Annotated in this window: 19 protein-coding genes and 2 pseudogenes; 8 read left to right on the forward strand and 13 right to left on the reverse strand. The window is 32.2% G+C overall.

The genetic code is table 11. From position 1 onward, the window contains the following. Positions 1 to 48 precede the first annotated feature (48 nt). From ACX6U0_RS00985 to ACX6U0_RS01015, 7 genes are all read left to right on the forward strand, one after another. Positions 49 to 216, forward strand: a complete 168-nt coding sequence (locus ACX6U0_RS00985; RefSeq protein WP_464958144.1) for a hypothetical protein — start codon at positions 49 to 51, stop codon at positions 214 to 216. 411 nt (positions 217 to 627) lie between these two features. After that, positions 628 to 1,308: a ribose-5-phosphate isomerase RpiA gene (rpiA, locus tag ACX6U0_RS00990; RefSeq protein WP_464958145.1), complete on the forward strand. Its 681-nt coding sequence runs from the start codon at positions 628 to 630 to the stop codon at positions 1,306 to 1,308. A gap of 731 nt (positions 1,309 to 2,039) precedes the next feature. Further along, complete coding sequence (locus ACX6U0_RS00995) at positions 2,040 to 2,852, forward strand: basic amino acid ABC transporter substrate-binding protein (RefSeq protein WP_464958146.1); 813 nt, start codon at positions 2,040 to 2,042, stop codon at positions 2,850 to 2,852. A gap of 64 nt (positions 2,853 to 2,916) precedes the next feature. Then, positions 2,917 to 3,573, forward strand: a complete 657-nt coding sequence (locus ACX6U0_RS01000) for an amino acid ABC transporter permease (RefSeq protein ID WP_464958147.1) — start codon at positions 2,917 to 2,919, stop codon at positions 3,571 to 3,573. Continuing rightward, the gene (locus tag ACX6U0_RS01005) at positions 3,570 to 4,292 is read left to right on the forward strand and encodes an amino acid ABC transporter ATP-binding protein (protein WP_464958148.1); all 723 of its coding nucleotides are present in this window, start codon (positions 3,570 to 3,572) and stop codon (positions 4,290 to 4,292) included. Before ACX6U0_RS01000 ends, ACX6U0_RS01005 begins: the two co-directional genes overlap by 4 nt. 260 nt (positions 4,293 to 4,552) lie before the next feature. Continuing rightward, a complete protein-coding gene (locus ACX6U0_RS01010; protein ID WP_464958149.1) occupies positions 4,553 to 5,461 on the forward strand; it encodes a hydroxymethylglutaryl-CoA lyase in 909 nt (302 codons plus the stop codon). Positions 5,462 to 5,575: 114 nt separating this feature from the next. Next, positions 5,576 to 6,355, forward strand: coding sequence for an undecaprenyl-diphosphate phosphatase (locus ACX6U0_RS01015; protein ID WP_464958150.1), 780 nt, complete (start codon positions 5,576 to 5,578; stop codon positions 6,353 to 6,355). Here the strand turns inward: ACX6U0_RS01015 and ACX6U0_RS01020 are convergent. The 3 genes from ACX6U0_RS01020 to sleB all read right to left on the reverse strand — a co-directional run bounded on the left by ACX6U0_RS01020 (position 6,352) and on the right by sleB (position 9,084). Continuing rightward, positions 6,352 to 6,870 (reverse strand): hypothetical protein, encoded by a 519-nt coding sequence (locus ACX6U0_RS01020; protein WP_464958151.1) that lies wholly within the window; start codon positions 6,868 to 6,870, stop codon positions 6,352 to 6,354. The two genes, ACX6U0_RS01015 and ACX6U0_RS01020, sit on opposite strands and share 4 nt — an antisense overlap. A gap of 134 nt (positions 6,871 to 7,004) precedes the next feature. Next, on the reverse strand, positions 7,005 to 8,318 hold the full coding sequence (gene ypeB, locus ACX6U0_RS01025; RefSeq protein WP_464958152.1) for a germination protein YpeB: 1,314 nt from the start codon (positions 8,316 to 8,318) through the stop codon (positions 7,005 to 7,007). 19 nt (positions 8,319 to 8,337) lie between these two features. Beyond that, a complete protein-coding gene (gene sleB / locus ACX6U0_RS01030; RefSeq protein WP_464958859.1) occupies positions 8,338 to 9,084 on the reverse strand; it encodes a spore cortex-lytic enzyme in 747 nt (248 codons plus the stop codon). A 224-nt stretch (positions 9,085 to 9,308) separates the two neighbouring features. Between sleB and ACX6U0_RS01035 the strand changes: the two genes are divergently transcribed. Next, a complete protein-coding gene (locus tag ACX6U0_RS01035) occupies positions 9,309 to 9,647 on the forward strand; it encodes a DUF3889 domain-containing protein (protein WP_464958153.1) in 339 nt (112 codons plus the stop codon). A gap of 783 nt (positions 9,648 to 10,430) precedes the next feature. On the opposite strand, the gene ACX6U0_RS01040 is transcribed toward ACX6U0_RS01035, so the two are convergent. The 10 genes and pseudogenes from ACX6U0_RS01040 to msrB all read right to left on the reverse strand — a co-directional run bounded on the left by ACX6U0_RS01040 (position 10,431) and on the right by msrB (position 22,852). After that, positions 10,431 to 12,644 (reverse strand): transglutaminase TgpA family protein, encoded by a 2,214-nt coding sequence (locus ACX6U0_RS01040; protein WP_464958154.1) that lies wholly within the window; start codon positions 12,642 to 12,644, stop codon positions 10,431 to 10,433. Then, a complete protein-coding gene (locus tag ACX6U0_RS01045; RefSeq protein WP_464958155.1) occupies positions 12,641 to 13,810 on the reverse strand; it encodes a DUF58 domain-containing protein in 1,170 nt (389 codons plus the stop codon). Before ACX6U0_RS01045 ends, ACX6U0_RS01040 begins: the two co-directional genes overlap by 4 nt. Before the next feature lie 44 nt (positions 13,811 to 13,854). Continuing rightward, positions 13,855 to 14,814: an AAA family ATPase gene (locus ACX6U0_RS01050; RefSeq protein ID WP_464958156.1), complete on the reverse strand. Its 960-nt coding sequence runs from the start codon at positions 14,812 to 14,814 to the stop codon at positions 13,855 to 13,857. Between the two features lie 523 nt (positions 14,815 to 15,337). Further along, positions 15,338 to 16,174: pseudogene (locus ACX6U0_RS01055) on the reverse strand (DUF4822 domain-containing protein); the annotation flags it as partial. Positions 16,175 to 17,457: 1,283 nt separating this feature from the next. Then, positions 17,458 to 18,033: a TetR/AcrR family transcriptional regulator gene (locus tag ACX6U0_RS01060; protein WP_464958157.1), complete on the reverse strand. Its 576-nt coding sequence runs from the start codon at positions 18,031 to 18,033 to the stop codon at positions 17,458 to 17,460. A 360-nt stretch (positions 18,034 to 18,393) separates the two neighbouring features. After that, a complete protein-coding gene (locus ACX6U0_RS01065) occupies positions 18,394 to 18,564 on the reverse strand; it encodes an FbpB family small basic protein (protein WP_464958158.1) in 171 nt (56 codons plus the stop codon). Positions 18,565 to 18,747: 183 nt separating this feature from the next. Then, positions 18,748 to 19,941, reverse strand: coding sequence for an epoxide hydrolase family protein (locus ACX6U0_RS01070; RefSeq protein WP_464958159.1), 1,194 nt, complete (start codon positions 19,939 to 19,941; stop codon positions 18,748 to 18,750). Positions 19,942 to 20,671: 730 nt separating this feature from the next. After that, positions 20,672 to 21,304, reverse strand: coding sequence for a peptide-methionine (S)-S-oxide reductase MsrA (locus ACX6U0_RS01075; protein WP_464958160.1), 633 nt, complete (start codon positions 21,302 to 21,304; stop codon positions 20,672 to 20,674). A gap of 363 nt (positions 21,305 to 21,667) precedes the next feature. Continuing rightward, positions 21,668 to 22,192, reverse strand: a pseudogene (msrA, locus tag ACX6U0_RS01080) (peptide-methionine (S)-S-oxide reductase MsrA); the annotation flags it as partial. Positions 22,193 to 22,372: 180 nt separating this feature from the next. After that, entirely contained in the window at positions 22,373 to 22,852 is a 480-nt protein-coding gene (gene msrB, locus ACX6U0_RS01085) for a peptide-methionine (R)-S-oxide reductase MsrB (RefSeq protein WP_464958161.1), read from the reverse strand. Positions 22,853 to 23,019 lie beyond the last annotated feature (167 nt).

A 23,019-nucleotide genomic window follows, 5' to 3' on the forward strand; every position in this document is an offset into this window, starting at 1 on the left:
AAAAAGTAGTATTTAACTAAGCCAAATTCATTAAATAGGAGGATCATTATGTTCCCAGGAGATTATTTTTTTCTTGTATTTATCTACTTAAAGCCACTGTTATTTATTGCAATCATCATTTGGTTCTTTATTGAAAATAGAAAGAAAAAGGTAGAAATACAACGTTTAGAAGCTAAAATAGATAAAATACTTGAGAAATTGAACAATAATCAGTGAGGATACAGAATTGTTCTTCTAATTCCAGTATTAGTGGTCGACCTAGGCTGGTTGTCGAACTGACTATGTATTAATTCTTTTTGAAAGAAATCATAAAATCTAAAAGTATATGAATCTAATAACAATACTAAAATCGAAAAGACCATTCCCATTTATTGTTAGGGAGTGGCTTTTTTATATTTAAGCTTGTGTGTACCCTAAGTTTAGTTGATTTTCAAATTCATCATGTCGGTAGCAAAAGGAATATAATTCTTCTTATAAAAAAGAGGAATCATAGTCTAAGCTTCACACACTAAAATAGCAACAAAATATATGATTTAGCCGTTAAAGTAACCATTAATTTGATGAAAGATGGAAGAATTTAGTAAAATGAATTAAATACAACAAATGACCTTATTTAGGGGTGAGCAAATGGACAGTAAAAAAATAGCTGGTGAAAAGGCGGTTGAATTTGTTGAAGATGGTATGGTAGTTGGGCTAGGAACTGGTTCAACTGTATATTGGACTATCTTAAAACTTGCTGAGCGGATGAAAGAAGGATTAAACATTTATGGAGTACCTACCTCAAAGGCTACTGAACAACTAGCAAATAAATTAGGAATACCATTAATTGATTTATCCGAGATAATTAAAATAGATTTAGCTATTGATGGTGCTGATGAAGTGAACCATCGTTTAACTTTGATCAAAGGTGGAGGTGGAGCGTTATTACGTGAGAAAATGATTGCGTCCATTTCTGAACGATTTATAGTTGTTGCAGATGAATCAAAGTTTGTTCAGACACTTGGTACATTCCCGTTACCGATAGAAGTCATACCATTTGGTTGGGAATTAACAAAAAAACAAATAGAAAAAATTGGCATTATTAATCCAATTCTTCGCCTAAAAAATAATATTCCGTTTATTACAGATAATGGTAATTATATACTTGACTGTCATATGAAAAGCATTGAAAAACCAGAAGATTTAACTATTCGTTTAAATATGATTCCAGGTGTAGTCGAGAATGGCCTTTTTGTGAATATGTGTGAGGCCGCTATAATTGCTAGAAACGATAACACAATCGAGATTAAATATGGTGCTAGAAAATAATATTGTTATTAAATCAACAAATTTCTGATGAAATAGTAAGGAGTAGACAAATTCTATGTCTGCTCTTTTTTTATTTCCTGGATTCAGACATTCCAAATGACTGAAAGTGTAATTAATATATACATACTATTCATTTTAAAAAAATGACAATAATATCTCATGATAAAGACCTTATTCCCCCCAGTTTTTTATGAAAATAATCGAGTAGACTGGACAAAGTGTGTTTTACATCAAGGCTATAAAGTTATGATTTTAAGAAACATATTGAATCCCAATTTTTTAGAACGCAGGAAGTAGTGAATATTATATATATATGAATATCATTTTCATAAGCTAGTTAGGTATTGATCTGATAAGTAGCTATGATTTCCCAAAAAAATGACAGATTTTTATTATTACAGCTAGATATTGTGATCATCTTTCTATTAATAAAGAACATGCATTTGTTTTGCTAATAGGTACGAGAATTCCATTTATCCCGCGTGATGAAGTTTTTAGAATGAAATAATAAAACAAAATAACTATTTATTTTTTCGAAAACAGTTCGTAATGAACTGCTTTTTTATTTGTGAATCCTACCAATTTATTATGGTTTAACAATCTTAGACATAGTATTGCATAAATAAACAAGAACAGATATAATTATTTAAAGTCTAAATATAGTAAATTTTCTATATATTTAATTAAATCAGTAAATTAATGAGAAATAGAATTACATAGGGGGAATTTAAATGAAGAACTTTAAAAAAATGTCTTTTGCTTTCGCTGTTTCAACGGCACTGATTCTATCTGCTTGCGGAAAAGATTCAAAAACAAGTGGAACTGAAAATCAAAAGCCTTTAAGAGTTGTTACAGATGCTGCTTATGCACCATTTGAATATCTTGATAAAGGTAAAATCGTAGGCTTCGATGTTGATTTTACGAATGCAGTTGCTAAAGAAGCAGGGCTAAAAATTGATATCGTAAATGTTGGTTGGGACCCATTATTCGCAGAAGTTGGAGACAAGCTAGCTGATATTGGTATGTCATCTATCACAATCAATGATGATCGTAAAATTAAATATGATTTTACAGTTCCTTATTTCCTTTCAACAAATAAGATCTTAGTTCCTGAAGGCAGTGACATTAAATCTGCAGAGGATCTTAAAGGGAAAGTCGTAGCGGTTCAAAATGGTACGACAGGTCAAGAGGCAGTTGAATCATTATTAGGAAAGAACAGTAAAGATGTTAAAAAATTTGAAAATAACAATCTAGCAATTCTTGAACTAAAGAGTGGCGGAGCGGATGCTGTAGTCGCTGATAATGCAGTAGTAGAAACATATGCAAAAAATAATCCAAATGAAAAATTAGTCGTAATTGAAGATAAAGATAGCTTCGCAGCAGAGTTTTACGGCTTAATGCTACCTAAAGGAAGTAAATATAAAGAGAAATTAGATAAAGCAGTTAAAGAAGTGGTAGAAAATGGTACGTATGAAGAAATCTATAAAGAACATTTCGGTACTGAACCTGATCTTGAAACGTTAACAGCTGAACAAAATAAATAGAAATCTAAAATTGCGTAACCTCAATTGTGTTACGCAATTTTAGATAATTGGGGGAATAAATTAGATGGGATTTAATTGGGATGTAATCGTAGAATATTTGCCATTTTTTTGGAAAGGAACATTGTTAACAATTGCCCTATCTTTAGCGGGAATCGTTTTAGGTACAATTATTGGTTTATTTATCGGATTAGGAAAAATGCAATCTAATAGATGGTTAGCATTACCATTTGTGTGGTATATCAACTTTTTCCGAGGAACACCTTTATTTGTTCAAATACTATTAATTCATTTTGGTGTCGTACCTTACTTTATAGGAGAAACGAATCCAATTGCCGCTGCGATTATCGCATTATCATTAAATGCTGCAGCGTATATTGCTGAAATTTTCCGCGCAGGCATACAATCAATTGATAAGGGACAAATGGAGGCTTCTAGATCACTTGGTATGACACATGTACAAGCTATGAGATATGTAATCTTACCTCAAGCGATTAAAAGAATGATCCCACCACTTGGTAATGAATTTGTTGTTTTAATTAAAGAGTCTTCTATTGCAGCTATTATAGCAACTCCTGAAATCATGTATTGGAGTCGTGCAATGAATGGTCAATACTATATTGTTTGGGAGCCATATTTAATGGCAGCATTCATTTATTTAATATTAACGTTATCGTTAAGTGCAGTATTAAATCGTATTGAAAGAAGGCTGACAACAACATGATAAAAGTAGATAAATTAAAAAAATCATTCGGCGCGTTAGAAGTCCTAAAAGATATCAGTATTACGATCAAACATAAAGAGGTTGTCGTTGTCATCGGGCCTTCTGGTTCTGGTAAATCAACATTTCTACGTTGTTTAAATATGTTAGAGACGATTACTGATGGTAGTGTGTTAATTGAAGGCGTTGATATTACTGATAAGAAAACGAATATAAATGAAATTCGTACAGAAGTTGGCATGGTATTTCAGCACTTTAATTTATTTCCTCACCTTACAGTATTAGAAAATATTATGTTAGCTCCAACAAAGGTTCGAAATACTGCTAAGGAAACAGCTAAAGAAAAAGCTTTAGAACTTTTGAAGAAAGTTGGACTAGCTGATAAAGCAAGTAATTACCCAGATTCTTTATCTGGTGGTCAAAAACAACGTGTTGCTATAGCAAGAGCTCTTGCTATGGAACCAAAAATTATGTTGTTTGATGAACCAACTTCAGCTCTTGATCCAGAAATGGTTGGCGAAGTATTAGAGGTAATGAAGCAGCTAGCAAAAGAAGGTATGACGATGGTCATTGTTACACATGAAATGGGATTCGCTCGTGAAGTCGGCGATCGAGTTATATTTATGGATCAAGGATATATTGTTGAAGAAAACGAACCAGTACAAATTTTCGATTTTCCAAAGCATGAACGTACAAAAAGTTTCCTAAGTAAAGTTTTATAAGATTATTAGTTTAAGGGAGGCCACATAAGTGGTCTTCTTTTTTGTGCCTTTAATGATATAGCGTATTTTGGATAAGATTTTAATATTAGCATTTTGTACGTTAACGATTGTTTACTAGAATTGATTAATCATAAAATGGCATTTTCTCAATTATATTAAAGGAAGAGTATTAGAAATAAGACTTTTGTATCTGCAGTCATTAGAAGTAGTGTAATAGATCTGTTTTAAATTCAAAATTTCTAATATAGGAGTAGATACTATTGAAGCTTCCACAATCTGTTATTTTAAATGAAATTGGTCCAAGATTAAATTTACAAAATAACCTACATTTATTAAATGAACAAAAACTAAATTGGATTCATTTACTTGCCGAAAGTGGTCTACCTAATATCGAAGTGTCTTCATTTGTGAGGACGAAACATAAAAAGGATTTCAATGATGCAGCGGAATTAGTTTTAAAGCTAAAAAAGAAAGAAAACTGTCATTATAGTGTCTTAGTACCAAATAAACGCGGGCTGACAAGAGCTTTTGTTGTTGATGCTGATCAAGTGAATCTATTTATCTCTAGTAGTGAAACTTTTAATCAATTTACAAAAGAAGGAACGATCGAACAAACTACTCAAGAGATGAAAAAAATGGTAAATGAATGTAAGGATCATGGGAAAAGTACTAGAGTTTATATTACAACCGTATTTGGTTGCCCATTTGAAGGCAATATTAATATTCAAAAAACAATCAAATTGGCCACTCAATTACTAGACATTGGTATTGATGAAATCTCCTTTGTAGATTCCGTTGGAAAGGCCACTCCTCCACAAATTCAACTATTCTTAGAGGAGTTATTGAAGACAGTCCCATCAGATCGTTGTTCAATGCAGTTTTATAATACTTACGGTCGCGCGATTTCTAATGTTTATACAGCATTGGCATATGGAATTCATCGCTTTGATTCGTCAAATGGAGGATATGGTGGACTATTTCCTTCAAATGAAAAAAATCAGATGGTCGCAACTGAGGATATTTTATCGTTATTAACTCAACTTGGAATCTATACATCAATAGATGAACAAAGACTTCAATTTGCTACTCAGTATATCGTGAACGAATTAACTGTAGATCCAACAAGTAAACTATTTTCGGTCATGAAAAACAAAAAGCATCTACCATGATGCTTTTTTTGCAAATAAATTAATTACGAATGTATTGAAATTACCTTAGTTTTGGACAAGATTGCTTATTTCAGAGCATATACTTTACTAGTTTAGTTGAAAGGGGAAACGTAAATGTCTAGTATTGAAGCATTTATTTTAGGAATTATCCAAGGACTAACTGAATTTCTTCCAATCAGTAGTACAGGTCATTTGTATATTGGGCGGCATTTATTTGGACTTGATGAAGCGGGTTTATTATTAGATACGCTTATGCATATTGGTACTTTATTAGCAGTATTTGTATTTTATCAAAATGAATGGAAGCAGTTACTCAAAAAGCCATTTTCAAAACTAACTTTATTGTTAGTTGTCGGTACATTACCAGCTGTAGTCGTTGGTTTATTATTTAAAGACTTCTTTGATGCAATTTCAGTTTCCGGAAAAACAATAGGCTGGGAATTTATTTTTACTGGCATTATTTTGTTTATAGCAGATAAAAAACGAAAGGGCACAAAAGCGATGGAAGAGTTAACATGGAAAGATGCGCTATTTATTGGTTCATTCCAAGCACTTGCTATTTTTCCAGCCGTATCACGTTCCGGTCTTACCATTGCAGCAGCATTGTTTAAAGGGATGGAGCGGAAAAGTGCAGCATATTTTTCATTTTTACTTTCAACTCCAGCAATTCTTGGTGGCATCATTTTACAAGGAAAAGATTTATTAGGTGGCAAGGTAGAGCAAATCTCATTTTTTCCACTTTTTATTGGAACATTGGCTTCAGCGTTATTTGGTTATCTAGCAATTAACTGGATGATCAACTTATTAAAGAAACAATCGTTAAATGTATTTGGTTATTATGTTGTTATTCTAGGGGTTAGTATCGTGATACTCCAATATTTACATGTGTTTTAATCACTCTCGTTTTTTAATTGAATATACTCAGTTAAATGATGTCGAATGTATTGACTGATATTGCTTGTTGTATGCTCTGATAGTTTATGAAATGTAATAAATGAAGATACGACTATAGATTGTAAATCCCGTTGATTCTTTAAAAGTGAAAGTGAAGGATTTCCACCATCTATTTCCCATAATTGTAAATGAGAGATAAACCGCTCTATATGGTCAATCATTGCTTGATCGTTAAAGAATTGTAATGCTTTCTTAGTTTCAGTCCATGCATTTCTAAACATTAATAAATGTGCTGTCCACCAATAGTACTCTTCTTTAGAATTTAAAGCATGATTAAAATAAACAGTATACATAAATAATGCTTTTTGTCCTTTTGTAAGATTTCTATAATGTGTCTCTGTAAAGTCTTTTCCTTTAGTTTGTTTATAAGCAAGTATAGTAGGTTCGATACAATCCCAACATAAATCAACATCATTTAAAGAATTCATTTCCACATTTGATAATCTAACGAACATGAAATCACACTCCTTAATGTATATTGTACTGTAATCACTGATATGGAATGATATGATTTTTCTACATACACATAAATGAGTTTTTTTAGTAGAAAAAGAAGCTTAGAGTACATAACCTCTAAGCTTCTTTTCATTTATAGTTTCTTAACTTTTTCCTCTTCACCAGTCATTGCATTTACATAAATATCATACGTATCATCGCCTAAAGTTCCAATAAATTCATAACATAGTACTTCTTTATTCAGGTCGTTTAATAGGATTGCTAATCTTTCTTCTTGTACTTCTACATTAGGATTAACCTTTTTACGAGCTTGTGCTTTAGTTAGTTTAGGATTTGGAATATTGCGTTTATGGTTTGAAACTACGTAAGATTTCGCATTAAAGCCAATAACTTTCCCATTATCTAACGCAACTTTTAGTTGTATAGACTCAGGGTATATCCGAACATCATTGACAGTTTTAACAAATTGAAATACACCTATAGTATCGTATTGGGAGCTATCGTATATTTCCATATCTATATATTTTTGTTTCTTTAAGTAGTTTGCGCCACTTTTCCCAGCATCTTCAAGACTAATTTGCTGCTTTTTAATATCTCTATTCGTAATAAAGAATAATGGGTGACCACCAGTTTCGGTTATCTCCATATAAGAATCACCCTGAGGATTCTTATGCTCCATTGAAACAGAGTAGAAGGGCTCCTTGCTGCCTTTTAAACTCTTATTTACTGCAATATCTTTATAATTTTTGATAGGGAAATAGGATTTTGCAATTTTTTTCGCTTCAGCTTCTGAAATTTTTTTACCTGAAAGCTTCTTTAATTCTTTTGATTGCTCAGGTCCAGTAGTGAAGGTAGGCCCAAAATCTTGATCGACTGTAGACTTCGTTTGCTCAACATGTTTAAAACCATTTATAATTACGTTATCTCTTGGTGCTTCTTTTTGAGCGGATACAGTCTGTACATCAATCCAGCTTAAGTCTTTATCAATTATATCTGACTGAACATTTCGTAGGCCATTTTGAACACTCTCAGATTTTTTATAAATGGCTTTAAGCGTATTGTATTCTTCATCAGTTAAAGGTTCTTTTTCTAAGTCACGAACAGCTGTTCTGTAACTGAAATTTCCAATCTTCGTTAAAAATGCTTGTGTTTTATCAAAAGGTAAAAACTTCAATGGCAGTTGGGCAATGTCTGATTTAGATTCAATTGATAATCTCCATACATCCGCAAGAGCAGGGGATAGGGAGGTCTTAGAGTTCATCGCAAGTGTTGCACCAATCTTATCATGTAATAAATCGACATCATAAGTTAATTCATTAAAAGCCCTTTGATAACTATTTTCTGCTTGATTATGCATTTCTTGAAGATCACGATGTTTTGTATAGCCCCAGTAGCCTGTACCAATTAAGGCGACAGACAAAGCTCCAACTATGATAGCGTTTTTCATACCTACACCTCAATTTAGTTTATTTACAAAAAATATGTTCACCAATCGTTAAGATTTTAGGACGATTACGAATCCATTTATTTGTAGCGGTTTTAGGATTATAGTAGTAAATACATCCAGTCGTGGGATCCCATCCATTGATAGCATCAAGAACAGCTTTTTTAGCGTTGGCATTTGGCGTTAAGTTAATTTGACCGTCAGCAACTGCTGTGAATGCACCAGGCTGATAAATGATTCCTGAAATTGAATTAGGGAAAGAAGAACTACTTAGGCGATTTAAAATAACTGCTGCTACTGCTACTTGACCAATATAAGGTTCGCCACGAGATTCACCGTAAACAGCATTTGCCATTAATTTAATATCATTGTTCGTATAACCATTCGGAGCGTTTTCTACTTGTTTCTTATTATTAGTTTTACTTGAGCTATTACTTGTTTTCGTTATTTTACTTACGATACTGTTAGATTTCTTAGTATTCGTATTGGATGCTGTATTAGAAGCTTTATAATTCTTGGTAGCCTTTACTAATTTTTCTTTTAGCTTAGGTCCAGCAACTCCATCAACCTTCATTCCAAATTCCTTCTGGAAATTTCTAAGTGACCAATAAGTACCCCAGCCAAAAACACCATCAACTTTCCCTTTAAAGAAACCGATGAATTTTAAACGTGACTGAAGCTCTTTAACGTCCTGGCCAGTTGATCCTCGAGTCAGTACTTGACTAGTAAAAGCATTTACTTCATCTTTAGGTAAATATGTGTTTACCATAAAAAATGACAAGCATATTATGCAAAAGATTATGAAAGCTGCTTTGATTTTATATTTTTTTTGCAAAATAAGTCCTCCTTAAAAAGCATTTAAACTTACTATTTGTAAAAAATTTCTTTTTATTAACAGAAACAGTAAAAAATGATATTTTTTGTCGTTGAAATCAGCGAATAGATTTATTCGAGCGGTTGAATAGTATGGAAAAGAGCAGAGGAGGAGGAAAGATGCAAAAACCATTAAAGCTTATCCTAATTTTTTCAGTTTTATTTTCAATTTTTATGAAAATGTCTCCTGTACATGCAACACCAGTTTATGAACCTCCATATGCAAAATGGGGGAAAATTGCTGTAGAAAAAACAAAAGAGCAATATCCACAAGCAGATATCATTGATTATTTACATATAGGTAGAGAATGGAAATCAACCAATGTAGCGGTAGAGAAATTTAAATTGTGGTTAAGAGTAAAGAGCGGGAACAGAGAATTTGGGGTATTTGTGAATGTTGAATTTGAACCAAGTACAGACCGATATTTAGGCATTTCTTATAGAGAAACTGATCGATAATTTTAAAACACTACAAGTAAGACGCATAATAAAATGGAATTATTTAACCGATAATTTTAGCAAGAATGTATAACACATTCAAATTTAAGTAAACTGTTAATAAAAAATGCACAGTTATAAATGAATAAATAAGTTAGTTTGAAAAATTCAGGAAAATCAATTAAGCAAATTGAAAATAATAGCAATTAAGAATTTAAATATGAATGGCTTAAAATGATTATCTAATTAAAGTAGTAACAATAAGTAATTGTTTGAGACTAATTAAAACGAATAATCTAATAAATGACTAAAAATTTATTTTAAATTAGGATCAAAAAATTCTAAGCAAAACTTATGATTTAAATTTTAAAGATTAAATTTAGAATTCAGATAAAAATCGCTAAAAATGTTAGATTAACCAATTGTATTAAAAAATCTAAAAATCACTTAAATTTCTAATTCGTCTCAAAACTCTAAGAATACTTAAGAATTGAGACGGATTTTATTGTTTTATCATTAACTTCCTATAATATATATTATGTAAACTAGCAAAAGAAACTAAACTTGATCTTCAGGTCTCATTTGAATTCGTATCCCCGCTCTTTGTCTATCACGCTCAACTTGTGTAAGAACAAATGTAATATATAAACCAAAGAAAACCCTTACTCCCATATAAATTTACAATAAATCTTAGTTCTGATTAAATTAATAAATTAAAAAAACTGGCGAGATCTTTCGCCAGTTTTTCTCTTTATTTATTTCATTTACTATAGAATTTAATTCATGGTTTGATAAACACGTAAATTAGATCGTTCTTTGTATTAAATTCTTCCATAAATCCAGGCATTTCTCCCAATTCTCCTCTTGGCTAACTTGTTGATACAAGTATTGCTCATAATACATAGTTAATTCGGTCATATCGTTTGTAGTAAAAAGAGAATCAATATATTTTGCATAACTTCTTAGTGTTTCATTTTCATTACGCTTTAATCCATATCGAGCTAATTGACGTAATAAAGTAAGGTAAGCTGATTCTAGTCTATCTTCTTTTTTACTAAAACGGTAAATTAACATGTAAAAGTATGGGAGCCATTTTCTACGATTTAAATAAAGGATACTTATTACAACAAGAATCAAAACTAGAGTAAGAATAATCTCTTTCCAATCACTAATTTTCGACTGTTTGATTTCATTCCAGAGATTAGTAAATACATTTGTTTTTTCGGTTTTCTTTGTTACTTCACCGTCTACTTCTAGTGCAGGATTCGGTTTATTTTTAATAATATCTGTAGGTAATTCTTGCTCATCGCTGGTTGATGAATTTTCATTGCTGGTGCTGATATTTAGTTCATTCGAAAAGCCTTTAGTTGGTTCAAATGACACCCACCCTTGATTTGGTAAAAATACCTCAACCCATGAGTGAGCATTGTCAGCAGTCACTTCGTAAATTTGTTTTGATGTGTCTTTTTTGCTGTTGTTCACAAAATTTCCGCCAGTAAATCCTTTTACCCAACGTGTCGGTACTCCTAGTGTTCTAAGCATGACTGCCATCGATGATGAAAAATTATTACAATAACCAGTTTTTGTGTCAAATAAAAATTGGTCTACATAATCTTCATTCGGACTAGGAAAAGCTACGTTCTTTTGAGTATATTTGAATTCTGCCTGATCAAAGTAATTCTCGATTGCTTTCGCTTTGTCATACCAATTTGTTTTTCCTGTTGTTATTTGCTGCGCCAACTCACCTATTCTCTTAGGTAAGTTTGCTGGTAATTGAGTATAATTTTGGTAAAAGGTAGCATTTATCAAATTTGAATCAAGTATTACTGTTTTGATTAAATCTTTTGCTTTATATCTAGGTATTTCATATTCTACTTCAAAGCTAGCTGGAATTTCTGGAATGCTATTTTTGAAATAGCTTATTCTTTCAATAGCTGTATCAAGTTTGAAAACATTTATACCGGATTCAAAAGGTAGAATATTTACTACTTTAGTAATTCCTTCAGGATACATAATATAGTGATACTGATAGTTATCATCAATCTTGACCTTTGCTGTTTCAATTTTGGTTTCAATTGTATCTGGATAAGTATTTAACATGACAAAATCTTCTTTTTTCAAAGGACGCTGCGTCGATGCAGAATCAACCCACCCTCGTCCTGTATATGTATCTTTTGTCTCCATTTTCCAATATGTTCTTTGATTAGATTCATATTGAAAAACTGGGCTATCATTACTTTTTATAGAACCGCCTAGAAATGCATCATCGGAGTCATATCCAACAGTCTTTGTTCCTCCCCCGGAACCATTACCATCCTGATTTGATACTTGGAAAGACCAGTTTGGGAAAGTCCAGATTGGTGAAGGCTTAGGAGCAAAAGATCCAATTAGGACAAAAAGAATAATCATACTAACGAGAGGAATCATCCATTTTTTTACATATTCTGAATAATAATGAACTCTTCCCTTATCCAATAGATTGTCAAAAATTAATAGACTCATAGTTGTAAAACCAAGTAAAACAGTTCGAATAATAGCAAATTTGGCTTCATAGTCGGTAAATGAATCTAATATAGAAATATATAGAACTGTCAATAATAATAAGTAAAAAATCCAATTTCGATTTAAAAAGAAATTGATGAAATAGACGATTATCGAAAGGAAAAGTATGAATAAAAATGTCTTAAATTCATAAGTCAATTCATTCAATTGGCCAGTTATAAGCCAAACCATATTCTCAAATAGATGTGAAATAAAAATGATGATCCATTTAAACTGAAAGAAACCTATTTCGTAATGGAATCGATTAACGAAAAATAAAACTAAGATTATGTTAATAAGCCATTGTAGGATTTTTTTTACTTTAAAAAAAGATACTGTAAAAACCATTACCATGTAAAACATGAAAAGTTTCATATGATCCGTAGTGGTTAAATGATCAATTGGCCTTACCCATTCCAATAACAATATACAGCCATATGAATACAACAAAAATAAGGTGAAATTACTTTTAGTCATCGTAAATCTCCCCCTGTAAAAGCTGCATTAAAATTACCTTCACGTACAATGATTGTTTTCACCCCGCGTGTATTGGCGATTGAAATGAGGGTTTTTTCACTGTTCGGTATAACCGTATTCGCTGCCTTTATGACAAATATTGTAAATGAACCTTCTCTATTTTTAATAAAACTCGCTTTTTCGACCAAATTCTTAGACAAATGGGTAGTGACCAAGATATAAGATACATTTTGTTGACTGAATCGAGTTTCTTTTTCTAAAACCAACTCAAGTGGTGAAGTATTATTTGCCTCGATCTTCGCTAGATGGTATAAAAGTGTTTGAAAATGCCCTTCTCCCCCTCTAATTGGAAAGGAATCTCGTTTTTTGTTATTTGTTAAAAGGCCAACTTGCACACCTTTTTTCAGAACAGTATGCAAAAAAGATGCTGTAAACGAGACAGTTGATTCGAAAACTTCATTTTGAGCACAATCCATTATGACAAACAAGTCATTTGATTGTAATTCTTCAAACTCTTTTGTCATCATCTCATTTCGTTTCGCAGAAGCTTTCCAATTAATCCATGAAAACCGGTCTCCAGAGCGATATTCTCTGATGCCAACAGCCATTGATATATCCCGCTGAAAGTGATGGCTTGAAATTGTTGAGCCTTGATTATTTTGATGCTCAAGTGCACGATAATAGAGCTCCGAATACTGAGGAAATACAACGAACCTATTCATAATGTTGTATTTTATTTTCGATTCGAAAATACCAAGCGGGTCGCCAATCTTTATCGTTATGGAGTTAATAAAGTACTCCCCTCGTGGTAATTTTGGAATGATATAATCAAAAGTACATTCCTTTTTAAAGCCAGTTAATATCAGCTCCTTTTTAAATCCTTGCTGATCAGTAGTGTGTATGTTATTTGAGAAATTTTCTTCTATTAAGAAATAAAATGCTGGTAAAAAAAACGATTTTCTTACAGTTAAATTAACTTTTATCGGATCACCGACCTTGAAAACGTTTTTAGGAAGCTCTCTAGTCACTTTCAGATTTTCCAAAGGATAAAATGATAATGCCACACTATATAAGATAAAAGGTAGACAACTATAGAATAAAAACCAACTTACAAATCCTCCTTGAAACAAGGCAAACAATAATAGTGATGGTATTAGAAATAACAAGAAATACTTCCTGGCTTTATTGAGGATACGTAATTGAATTTTCATTAGTATTTCACTTTCCTTTGAACAGGTACAGAAATATTTTTAACAATATTTTTAATAATTCTTTCAGCGGTAATTCCTTCAAATTTTGATTCTGAATTTAATATAATTCGGTGTGACAAAACAAATGGAGCTAGATATTGAATATCATCCGGTAAAACGTAATCACGTCCGTACATGAATGCATATGCTTGTCCCGCTTTCATCAGTGCGAGTGAACCTCTTGGACTTGCACCCAGATACACATTTCCGTCCTGTCTCGTTCTATTAACAATACTCACAATATAATGTTTAATGGATTCGTCGATAAAAACTTTCTTCATTTCCCTTTGTAGCGATAATAAACCATCAATGTCAATAACGGGTTTTAACTGATCAATTGGAGGTATATTTTGGAACCTATTTAATATTTCTAATTCTTCATCAATTGTCGGATACCCCATTGTAATCTTTAACAAAAATCGATCTAGCTGTGCTTCAGGAAGAGGATATGTACCTTCATATTCAATTGGATTTTGTGTCGCCATAACAAAAAATGGTTTTGGTAGGTTATAGGTTTTCCCATCAATTGTTATACTTGCTTCCTCCATGCCTTCTAAAAGTGCAGACTGTGTTTTTGGAGATGTTCGGTTAATTTCATCAGCTAAAATAATATTTCCCATTAAAGGTCCTGGATGGAACTGGAACTCCATCTCTTTTGGATTGTAAATAGATACCCCTGTTACATCTGAAGGCAACAAGTCTGGGGTAAATTGAATTCTACGGAAATTTGCACTAACGGATTTTGCAAGTGATTTTACCATCATGGTTTTCCCAACACCCGGCACATCTTCCAATAAGACATGCCCCCCTGCAAGAAGGGCTACCAAACTAAGTTCAACTACATTTCTTTTTCCAATCATTACATTTTCGATATTTGTTATAATATTTTCGATATCAGGATGCATTTTTTCTTTGATCATGCTTTTAATCCTCCCCAAAGTGTAATAGTTTGCTAAATAATAATATTCATCGTTAGATTCCGGCTATGGTTATTTTCAAGGAGTATTTAATAATTAATATTTACTTTTCATTCTTCTTCGTTGACAGACTTATTCAATAAAACAAATGCGAAAATACAAATCGTTTTAAATGTAAGTGTTTAGAATCGAAATAATCACTAAAATTCAGTTTTAGAATATTAGTTATTTTAAAAGTACAAGTTTCATCCTCCATATAATGTTCATGTTGACTATGGGAATCTTTATCTACAGTATAGTATAATTTTAAAAAAATTTCGATAATTTAAAATACTAATATGACAAAAAATTCCAATTTTAGAGTTGGTATTTAATGGAATTTCATCCGTAAGAACCGTTCCAATATGAAAAAAGCCACTCCATATGGAATGACTTATTTCAACAATATATATGAAAATGCTAGATCGAATGGGTTTCTAACTCTCTTTCAGGGAATAGCTAGACACTAAGTTTCCAATCGAAACTTTTAAAAACTAAAATTTGGTTTATATTGACCTTTATAAGGTTCATGTTCAACAAAAATAGTAATGTCATTGCCATCTTTGTCTTTACCAGTTCTTTTATAAGTAAATTTATTTTTATTAAGTTCTGTAATTTCAAGAACTGCACCATACTTGTTAGCACCAATAGAAACATGGGCTCTTATTTTGTTTTCGTGACCTATATCGTAGTATCCATAATCACCACGGCTTTGGCCCGTTGTTGGATTAAAAAATTCATATTTATTTGACTTGTTGTCATATTTAGCTAGACTAATAAAATTAGTATTATACGGCGTTATATCATTACCATTTGCATCTAACACTTTTGTTCCGTTCCAAAGAGTATTACCTAAAATAATATCTCCGTCAATATTACGAATAATATTGCCAGTCGTAGTATCTAACTGTTTGTCCGGATTAGTAAAAGAAAGATTTTTTTCTTTAAAAGGAACATGCTCAACGAATACTTCTACATCGTTACCATTAGCATCTTTTCCCATTCTTTTATAAGTAAATATATCTTTGTTCAGTTTGATCATTTCGACAACCGCTTGATATTTTAGTGATTCTGATATAAGTATTCTCTTTTTTCCATCATTTGAAATAAAAAATGTTCCAGTATCTCCACGACTATTACCAGTCTTAGCATCAAAAAATTCATATCTTCCTGATTTTGCTTCATATTTTGCAAGACCAATAAAATTTGTATTCTCTTTTGTTAAGTCATGATGATTTTTATCATATACTCTTGTTCCTTGCCAATTTGTACTACTTAGAATATTAGACATTTCCTGTCCTTTTGTTTCTAGTAGATTATTTTTGTAAAATTTATAAATTGCATGTGATTTTGCTTCTACCCTTTTAATTAAGTAAGCTTTTTCGTTTGCATATTTCTTAGAGGTCAAGCTCTTATTCAAATAATTTAATGTAGCTTTTTTGATCTTTGCAGAAGTCTGAACATTAGTAACATTTTGGATAGATAGTTTGTAGTAATTGTTTACCTTTTCTTTTGCAGTTTGAAGCGTACTCGTACTGTTCGCAGCAGCAGGTGTTACAATAGTCACCAGCATTGCAGTAGCAGCTATAGAAGTCAATAATTTGTTTCTTTTACTTGTAATAAATGTCATAATAAAATCCTCCACTCCCAAATTTAATCTATAAATTTATAATTAATTGATAGAATACAGCTGTGTTATTTATACCCTATCAAAATTATTTACTGCCTTCTCTTAATAAAAATTTTTCTTTAAACTTAAAATCATTCTCAAATGTACTTTGTAAAAGAGTTACATTTGTTTATAAGCTTTGTTCACAACAAATCTATCATCTATAAGCAACTATGCTGTTAACAACAAAAACAAACAACGTGTTTTAAAAGACGAGGCTCTTTAAGAGATAATCCTCCTTTAGATAACTGTGTTTCTTCTGTCTTTCATTATGTTAATACATGAAAATAAACTCCCTCTGAACAATTTCTTAACAAAGTATTAAATTAATAAAAAGTTTTCATGAATTTTTTTAAAAACCAGTCACCTTAAATAAAGTAAGAGGTACTTAACCTTTGAAAGTTATAGAGTTATATTCATGCTTGAACTAAGTAACCGTTAGTAATGTCGGTTCATAGAACGTAATATAAAAAACTCTAGAAATGTCGATTGATCAACGATTCTAGAGTTTTTTTGTTTTTACTGTTATTAATGTCATCTCTACTCTTAATTAGTGGAGGTTAGGAAATATTCAGAAACCTAAATAATTCAAAAGTTATGTATTAGAACCATATAAATAGAAAAAAGATTAGTGTCTAATTACGACACTAATCTTTGTAAATCTTTTCTTTTAACGAAACAAATGGCCAATGCCTATACATTGCGCGAGTAAACTCATTGGTTTAATCTTTGTATTATTGTATTGGTATCACTTTTAAGTTATTACATAATCAATTAGGATGCTACCTAAAAAGCTTGATACAGCTTCAATAACTTAATTCTATCTATATTCTCTCTGTTGAGAAATGAAACTTGGCTGAATTAAACATTTGATTTCGTTACCTCAACCTGTATTTCGTTAAGTTTACTTACATTAAAAATACAAACACACTCAACAATTAATCCAAAAATGACAAATTTATATCTATAATTTTATTTAATTTTTCTCTGTCAGATGTCAGCTTTGCCTTCACCTGAAGTCCTATTATTGAATTATATAAAATCATAGCCATCTCTTTTGCGTCTAACATCTTGGAAAATTCTCCTGACTGTTGGCCATCCAAAATTAGTTCATATACTAATTGTTCTGCAAAATCCCAGCTCCTCTGAACCCATTGTCTGGCTTCAGGATCATGTTTTGCTAACTCAACTGCGGTGTTAACTATTAAGCAACCCAAGGGAAATTCTTCTTCTTGTTCGATTGCCCAGTTGAAAATGAATCGAATTGCTTCCTTTGCAGATTTGGTATCAGATATTCCTTTCTTAATAATTTGTTGGCCCAATTCAGAATAATGTTCTAATGCATTGACATACAAGGTATGTTTATCACCAAACGTGTCATACATGCTCCCTTTATGGACTCCCATTTGTGAAACAAGCTCTTTCATGGAAGTCTTCTCATAACCTTGCTCCCAAAATAACAACATTGCTTTATGTAAAGCGTCGTTTACATCGAATTCCTTTTTCCTTGCCATTTAAATAGTCCCTCCTTGAAAACAAATGTAGCACTATAAACAAACGGATTTCATTTTTGAACAAACGTTCTTAATATTTATGGTTGATTATATCCCAAACAATTATTTAAGTCCAATCATATTAGGTTTTTAACAATATGAATCCTAGCATTAAAAAGTTACGATGCTATAACCTCATTAAAATCTCGATTTATATGATTCTAGAATTAAATAAAATCTTATCATTCATAAAATGTTTCCAAAAAAATAGAGAAACAACCAAATATCTGGCAGATTCTCTACTATTATGTGCATTGTTAATTGGAAGAAGTAACTAAATATTAAATTGGTTTAGAAACTTGTTGAATTAACTCTTATGTTTTACATAAGATTTTTTTCTTTTTCTTTTAATTCTTGAAGTAATTTTCTTAATTTTTCATGTTTCTTAACAATTTTTAGCTCTATATTATCTAATGCAGTTTGATCACTTATAATTAATTTTTTATTTTCTTCAATTAATTCATAAAATGTCTTCTTTTTTAGTCTTCCCATAATTCCACCGCTTTTAGTTCCATTTTTTTATTTAACGTTCCTTTCTTTTGTAGTTCTTCAAATTCACAACAACGTAGGCTAAATAAAATACAGCCCCAATTTTTATCGGGGCTGCATTATTCTATTAAGGTTCAATTTGATTGAATGAAAGCAACTTTATTTGATCAGATTTTACTTCGTCGTTTAGCGTAGCTTCTTTAAAGCCGTGCGTAGTTCGGAAGTGATGTGTTCTGGTTGCTCCCAGGCTGCGAAGTGCCCACCCTTAGGAAGTTTGTTGTAATGAATTAAATTAGGGTATGCTTTTTCTGCCCAGCTCTTAGGTGCTTCGTAAAGCTCATCTGGAAAAACGCTTACGGCAACTGGGATTTTTACGCCCTTGACACCGAAGAATGAAATTCCAGCAACTGTGTTCTCCCAGTAAATACGAGACGTCGAAACACCAGTATTCGTAAACCAGAACAACGAGATATTATCAAGAATGTCGTCGATTGTGATACCTTCTTCTAATCCAGCAATAGATCTCGACTTCATTGCAAGACTCTTCCAATCATGGTCTAGTAGGAAGGCTGCTAACCCGACAGGCGAATCAACCAGACCTGTCATTGTTTGTGGGCGCGTTCCCAATATAGCTGCGAAAGCGAATTTATTTTCTCCAACTTGTGCAGCAGCTTTTTTCTCTTCGTCTGAAAGACCTGATGGCAATGGATTACCTGTCCATATTGCAGCATCAACTTCTGCTGGAATGACACCAGCCATGTTAGTGTGAATTCCGATTAGTCCTTCTGGCTCCTGAACTCCCATGAAGTCAACAACAATCGCACCCCAGTCACCGCCTTGTGCAGCATATTTCGTATATCCAAGACGAGTCATTAGCTCACCATAAGCACTAGCGATGCGTTTTGGATTCCAACCAGTAGTTGTTGGTTTGCCAGAGAATCCATAGCCTGGCATTGATGGAATAACCACATGGAAAGCATCTGATGCACTTCCACCATATTTAGTTGGATTAGTAAGAGGTTCAATTAACTTCATCTGTTCAATGATTGATCCAGGCCATCCGTGAGCAATGATAAGCGGCAAAGCATCTTCATGCTTCGAACGCACGTGGATAAAGTGAATATCCAGGTCATCAATTTCTGTAATGTAATTTGGATAAGAGTTTAATTTTGCCTCCATTTTGCGCCAGTCATATTCATTCGCCCAATAACGCGCCAGTTCTTGAATTGTCTCTAACTGTACACCTTGTGATTGATCTGTTACTGTTTCCTTCTCAGGCCATCTAGTTGCATTAATTCGTCTACGTAATTCGATTAGTTCCTCTTCAGGAATACTTACATGAAATGGGCGAATAGCTTTTTTGTCAGTCGTAGTTGTCATTTTAAAATCTCCTTTTACATTACATTTTTTTGTTTTTTACTTAATACTTCACGGATAACCGTATTTTTCAACCAATAGATTATGATAAGTTTTTTGTTCATAGAAAGATCGAATTCTCATGGCTTAATGATTCAAGTGTTTTCTACTCAGCAGTAACTTTTGTTTCAATCAATTCATTTCAATATTTTAGCTAGATGCTTGCCTTCATTTCAAACAAATATTTGATTGTATCCTAGCAGTATAAGTATGTCCCATGAAATACTTATCTGATTTTTCTGATAAATAAACGTACAATACCAATATTTTATATAAAAGGTTTGATTATCTATTAATGTATATTCCAAACAATTAATTGATTCACCTATTAAAGGCTAGTCCTTAGCTTTAGGTATTTTTCATACCCTGTTCGCAGAATAAATGAATGCTTTACATTAAACAGTCATTTAATACTGAGCTCCCTATTCCTTATCAACTATATGTTTGTCACCTCCTTGTGAAATAAATATAGCACATTCAAGAACGAGCGGTCAAGAATTATTTTGACCAATCGTTCTTGAATGTGCAAACTCTCAAAAAGCTTTTGTTATCAAGGAAAATTTATAATCCAACATACTTCATGAACCAATCATTTTATGAAAAATAAAAAGAATCCATTTTGAAAATAAGATGTTCAAAATGGATTCTTCACTATTACATTTATTTAAAAGGAAGGTTATGCACCTTTTTATATTTAAATACTACAGGTATCTCCAGGTTGCTCTCGCTCTTCTTTTAATTCCTCACGAATAACACCCCAAAGCGGCTCTAACAATGGATCTTTAAACTCACGTTGTATTTCCTCAATCGTTCCAATGCCTCTAGATAATCCATTTAACCTTGCTGCTAAGGTTGAATCAACAAGTAATTCTTCCCCAAAATTAAGCTGGCACCACTTTTGATATACTGGTTTCCATCGTTGAAGATAATATTTTTGATGCCGAGTTACTTCCTTATAAAATTGTTCTAGTGGCTCTAGAGCAGTATAGATAACTCCGTATTTCTGTTGCATTTCATCTACTTTTTGAGACATTTTCTCTTTTTGCTCTTCATTTTGATAGAACAAAACTGAACGATACTTCATCGAATGAGGTGCTCTTGTTGTATTATGCTGATCAAAAAATTGAGTAAGTATTTCATCTAGACTTAGTAGCTTTGGATCATATTTGATTTGCAAAGCCTCAGTAAAATCTAATGTGTTTTTCGAAGTAGGTTGACCTTCTTTTCCACCTGCATATCCAACTCTCGTTTTGATTACGCCAGGTAGATTTCCAAAGCGTGCTTCCGGCCCCCAAAAACAGCCCATTCCAAATGTAATAGTATCCAATAGAATCACTCCTTAAAAAAATGCTATCAAAATAAAGTAATGCTTAATTTGAATGTTGTTAATTCTATATTCGAACTTTATATATGATTTAGGTAAATGAAGATGTTCTTTTCTCAAAACCACAAGATACCGCTCTAACACTCCTGGTACTTTCTTTAGTGAGAATATTGGCTAACTGATAAAATCTAGCTGTTAGTTGTTCTAGTTAGTCTATGTTAAGTTCAAAATCCTCATTTAATCATACAATAAATATGAAATATTTTTGTTTAGTATAAAAAAAGTCCCTGGTGTAGTCACCAAGAACTTTACTATATGAATTTAAATAGAATTTGTACTCGCCATAGTTATCTTATTTCAACTTCTCTTTTGGTTTTCTCGAATAAATTGTGCTCTTCCAGAACCTTCCTTGTATAGTTTATAGTGGAAGGAATTTTTTTTATAGTACTGTTGATGATTTTCTTCAGCAGGATAAAACATAGACGCTTCTTTGATTTCAGTTACTATTGGCTTTTTAAATTTATTACTATCTTCTAATATTTGCTTAGATTCTTCTGCCTTACGTTTTTGTTCTTTATTATGATAGAAGATAGCTGTTCTATAAGACTCGCCTCGATCATTAAACTGACCATAAGCATCAGTAGGATCAATTTGTAACCAGAAAAGCTCTAATAACTTTTCATACTCAAAAACGTCCGGATCGTATGTGATTTGAACTGCCTCATAGTGGCCAGTTGTATTAGAGCATACTTCATCATAGGTCGGATTATCCTTATGTCCACCTGTATAACCAGAAACTACCTTTATAATGCCAGGTAACTCATCAAATGGTTGAACCATACACCAAAAACAACCACCTGCAAAAGTAGCTAATTCATATTTTGTTACCATAAATATAACCCTCCCAGTTTAGTGATATTTGAAAGAAGTAATAGCAATATATTTAAGGAAAAAACACCCTTGTTATTTCAACTAAAGTCTATCTACTAACAAACAGTAATGTCTTGGCGTGCTTTTTTTGCCCTCCACCAAAAAGTACTTTTTCAAAATAGTCTCAAACTAATATGGACATCATTTGTTTTCATGCTTCTTTTCGTTAAATTGTGGGGCATATGCACCATACCCTTTATTTTCAAGATCAGCTTTTGGAATAAATTTCAGGGCAGCAGAGTTCACGCAATATCGTAGTCCACCTGTGGATTCGGGTCCGTCTGCGAATACGTCACCTAAGAAGGAATCAGCTTTCTCGCTTCTGACCTCGGCCCCCATCAATATTCCTTTCCGTTTAAGAACAACATTTTTTTGCTCAATTGGTTTTGTAAAACTCGGCCAGCCTGTACCCGCATCATACTTGTCCTTTGAGCTAAACAACGGCTCTCCTGAAACAATATCCACGTAGATGCCTTCTTTTGTGTTATCCCAATATTCATTATAAAACGGAGCCTCGTCCATGCCATTCTGAGTTACGTTGTATTGGATATTCGTCAGCGTCTTCAATTTTTCATCTTTGTTAAAATCTTTATTGAAGTCTTGCTTTGAACTATGTTTCATTTCGAGAACACTCCCCCAATAATATATTTGAAAAATAACCCTAACCAATAAAAAGAACTCATTTATCTTGTTTACTGAATGAGGTTCGATCAATCGGTTTATGAAAGAAAATTAAACGGTTATCCTTTCGGAACAAATGTAACATTTTTAAGAACGAATGGTCAAGA

The sequence above is a fragment of the Gottfriedia sp. ABJ_BB2_2 genome (genome assembly GCF_055484705.1).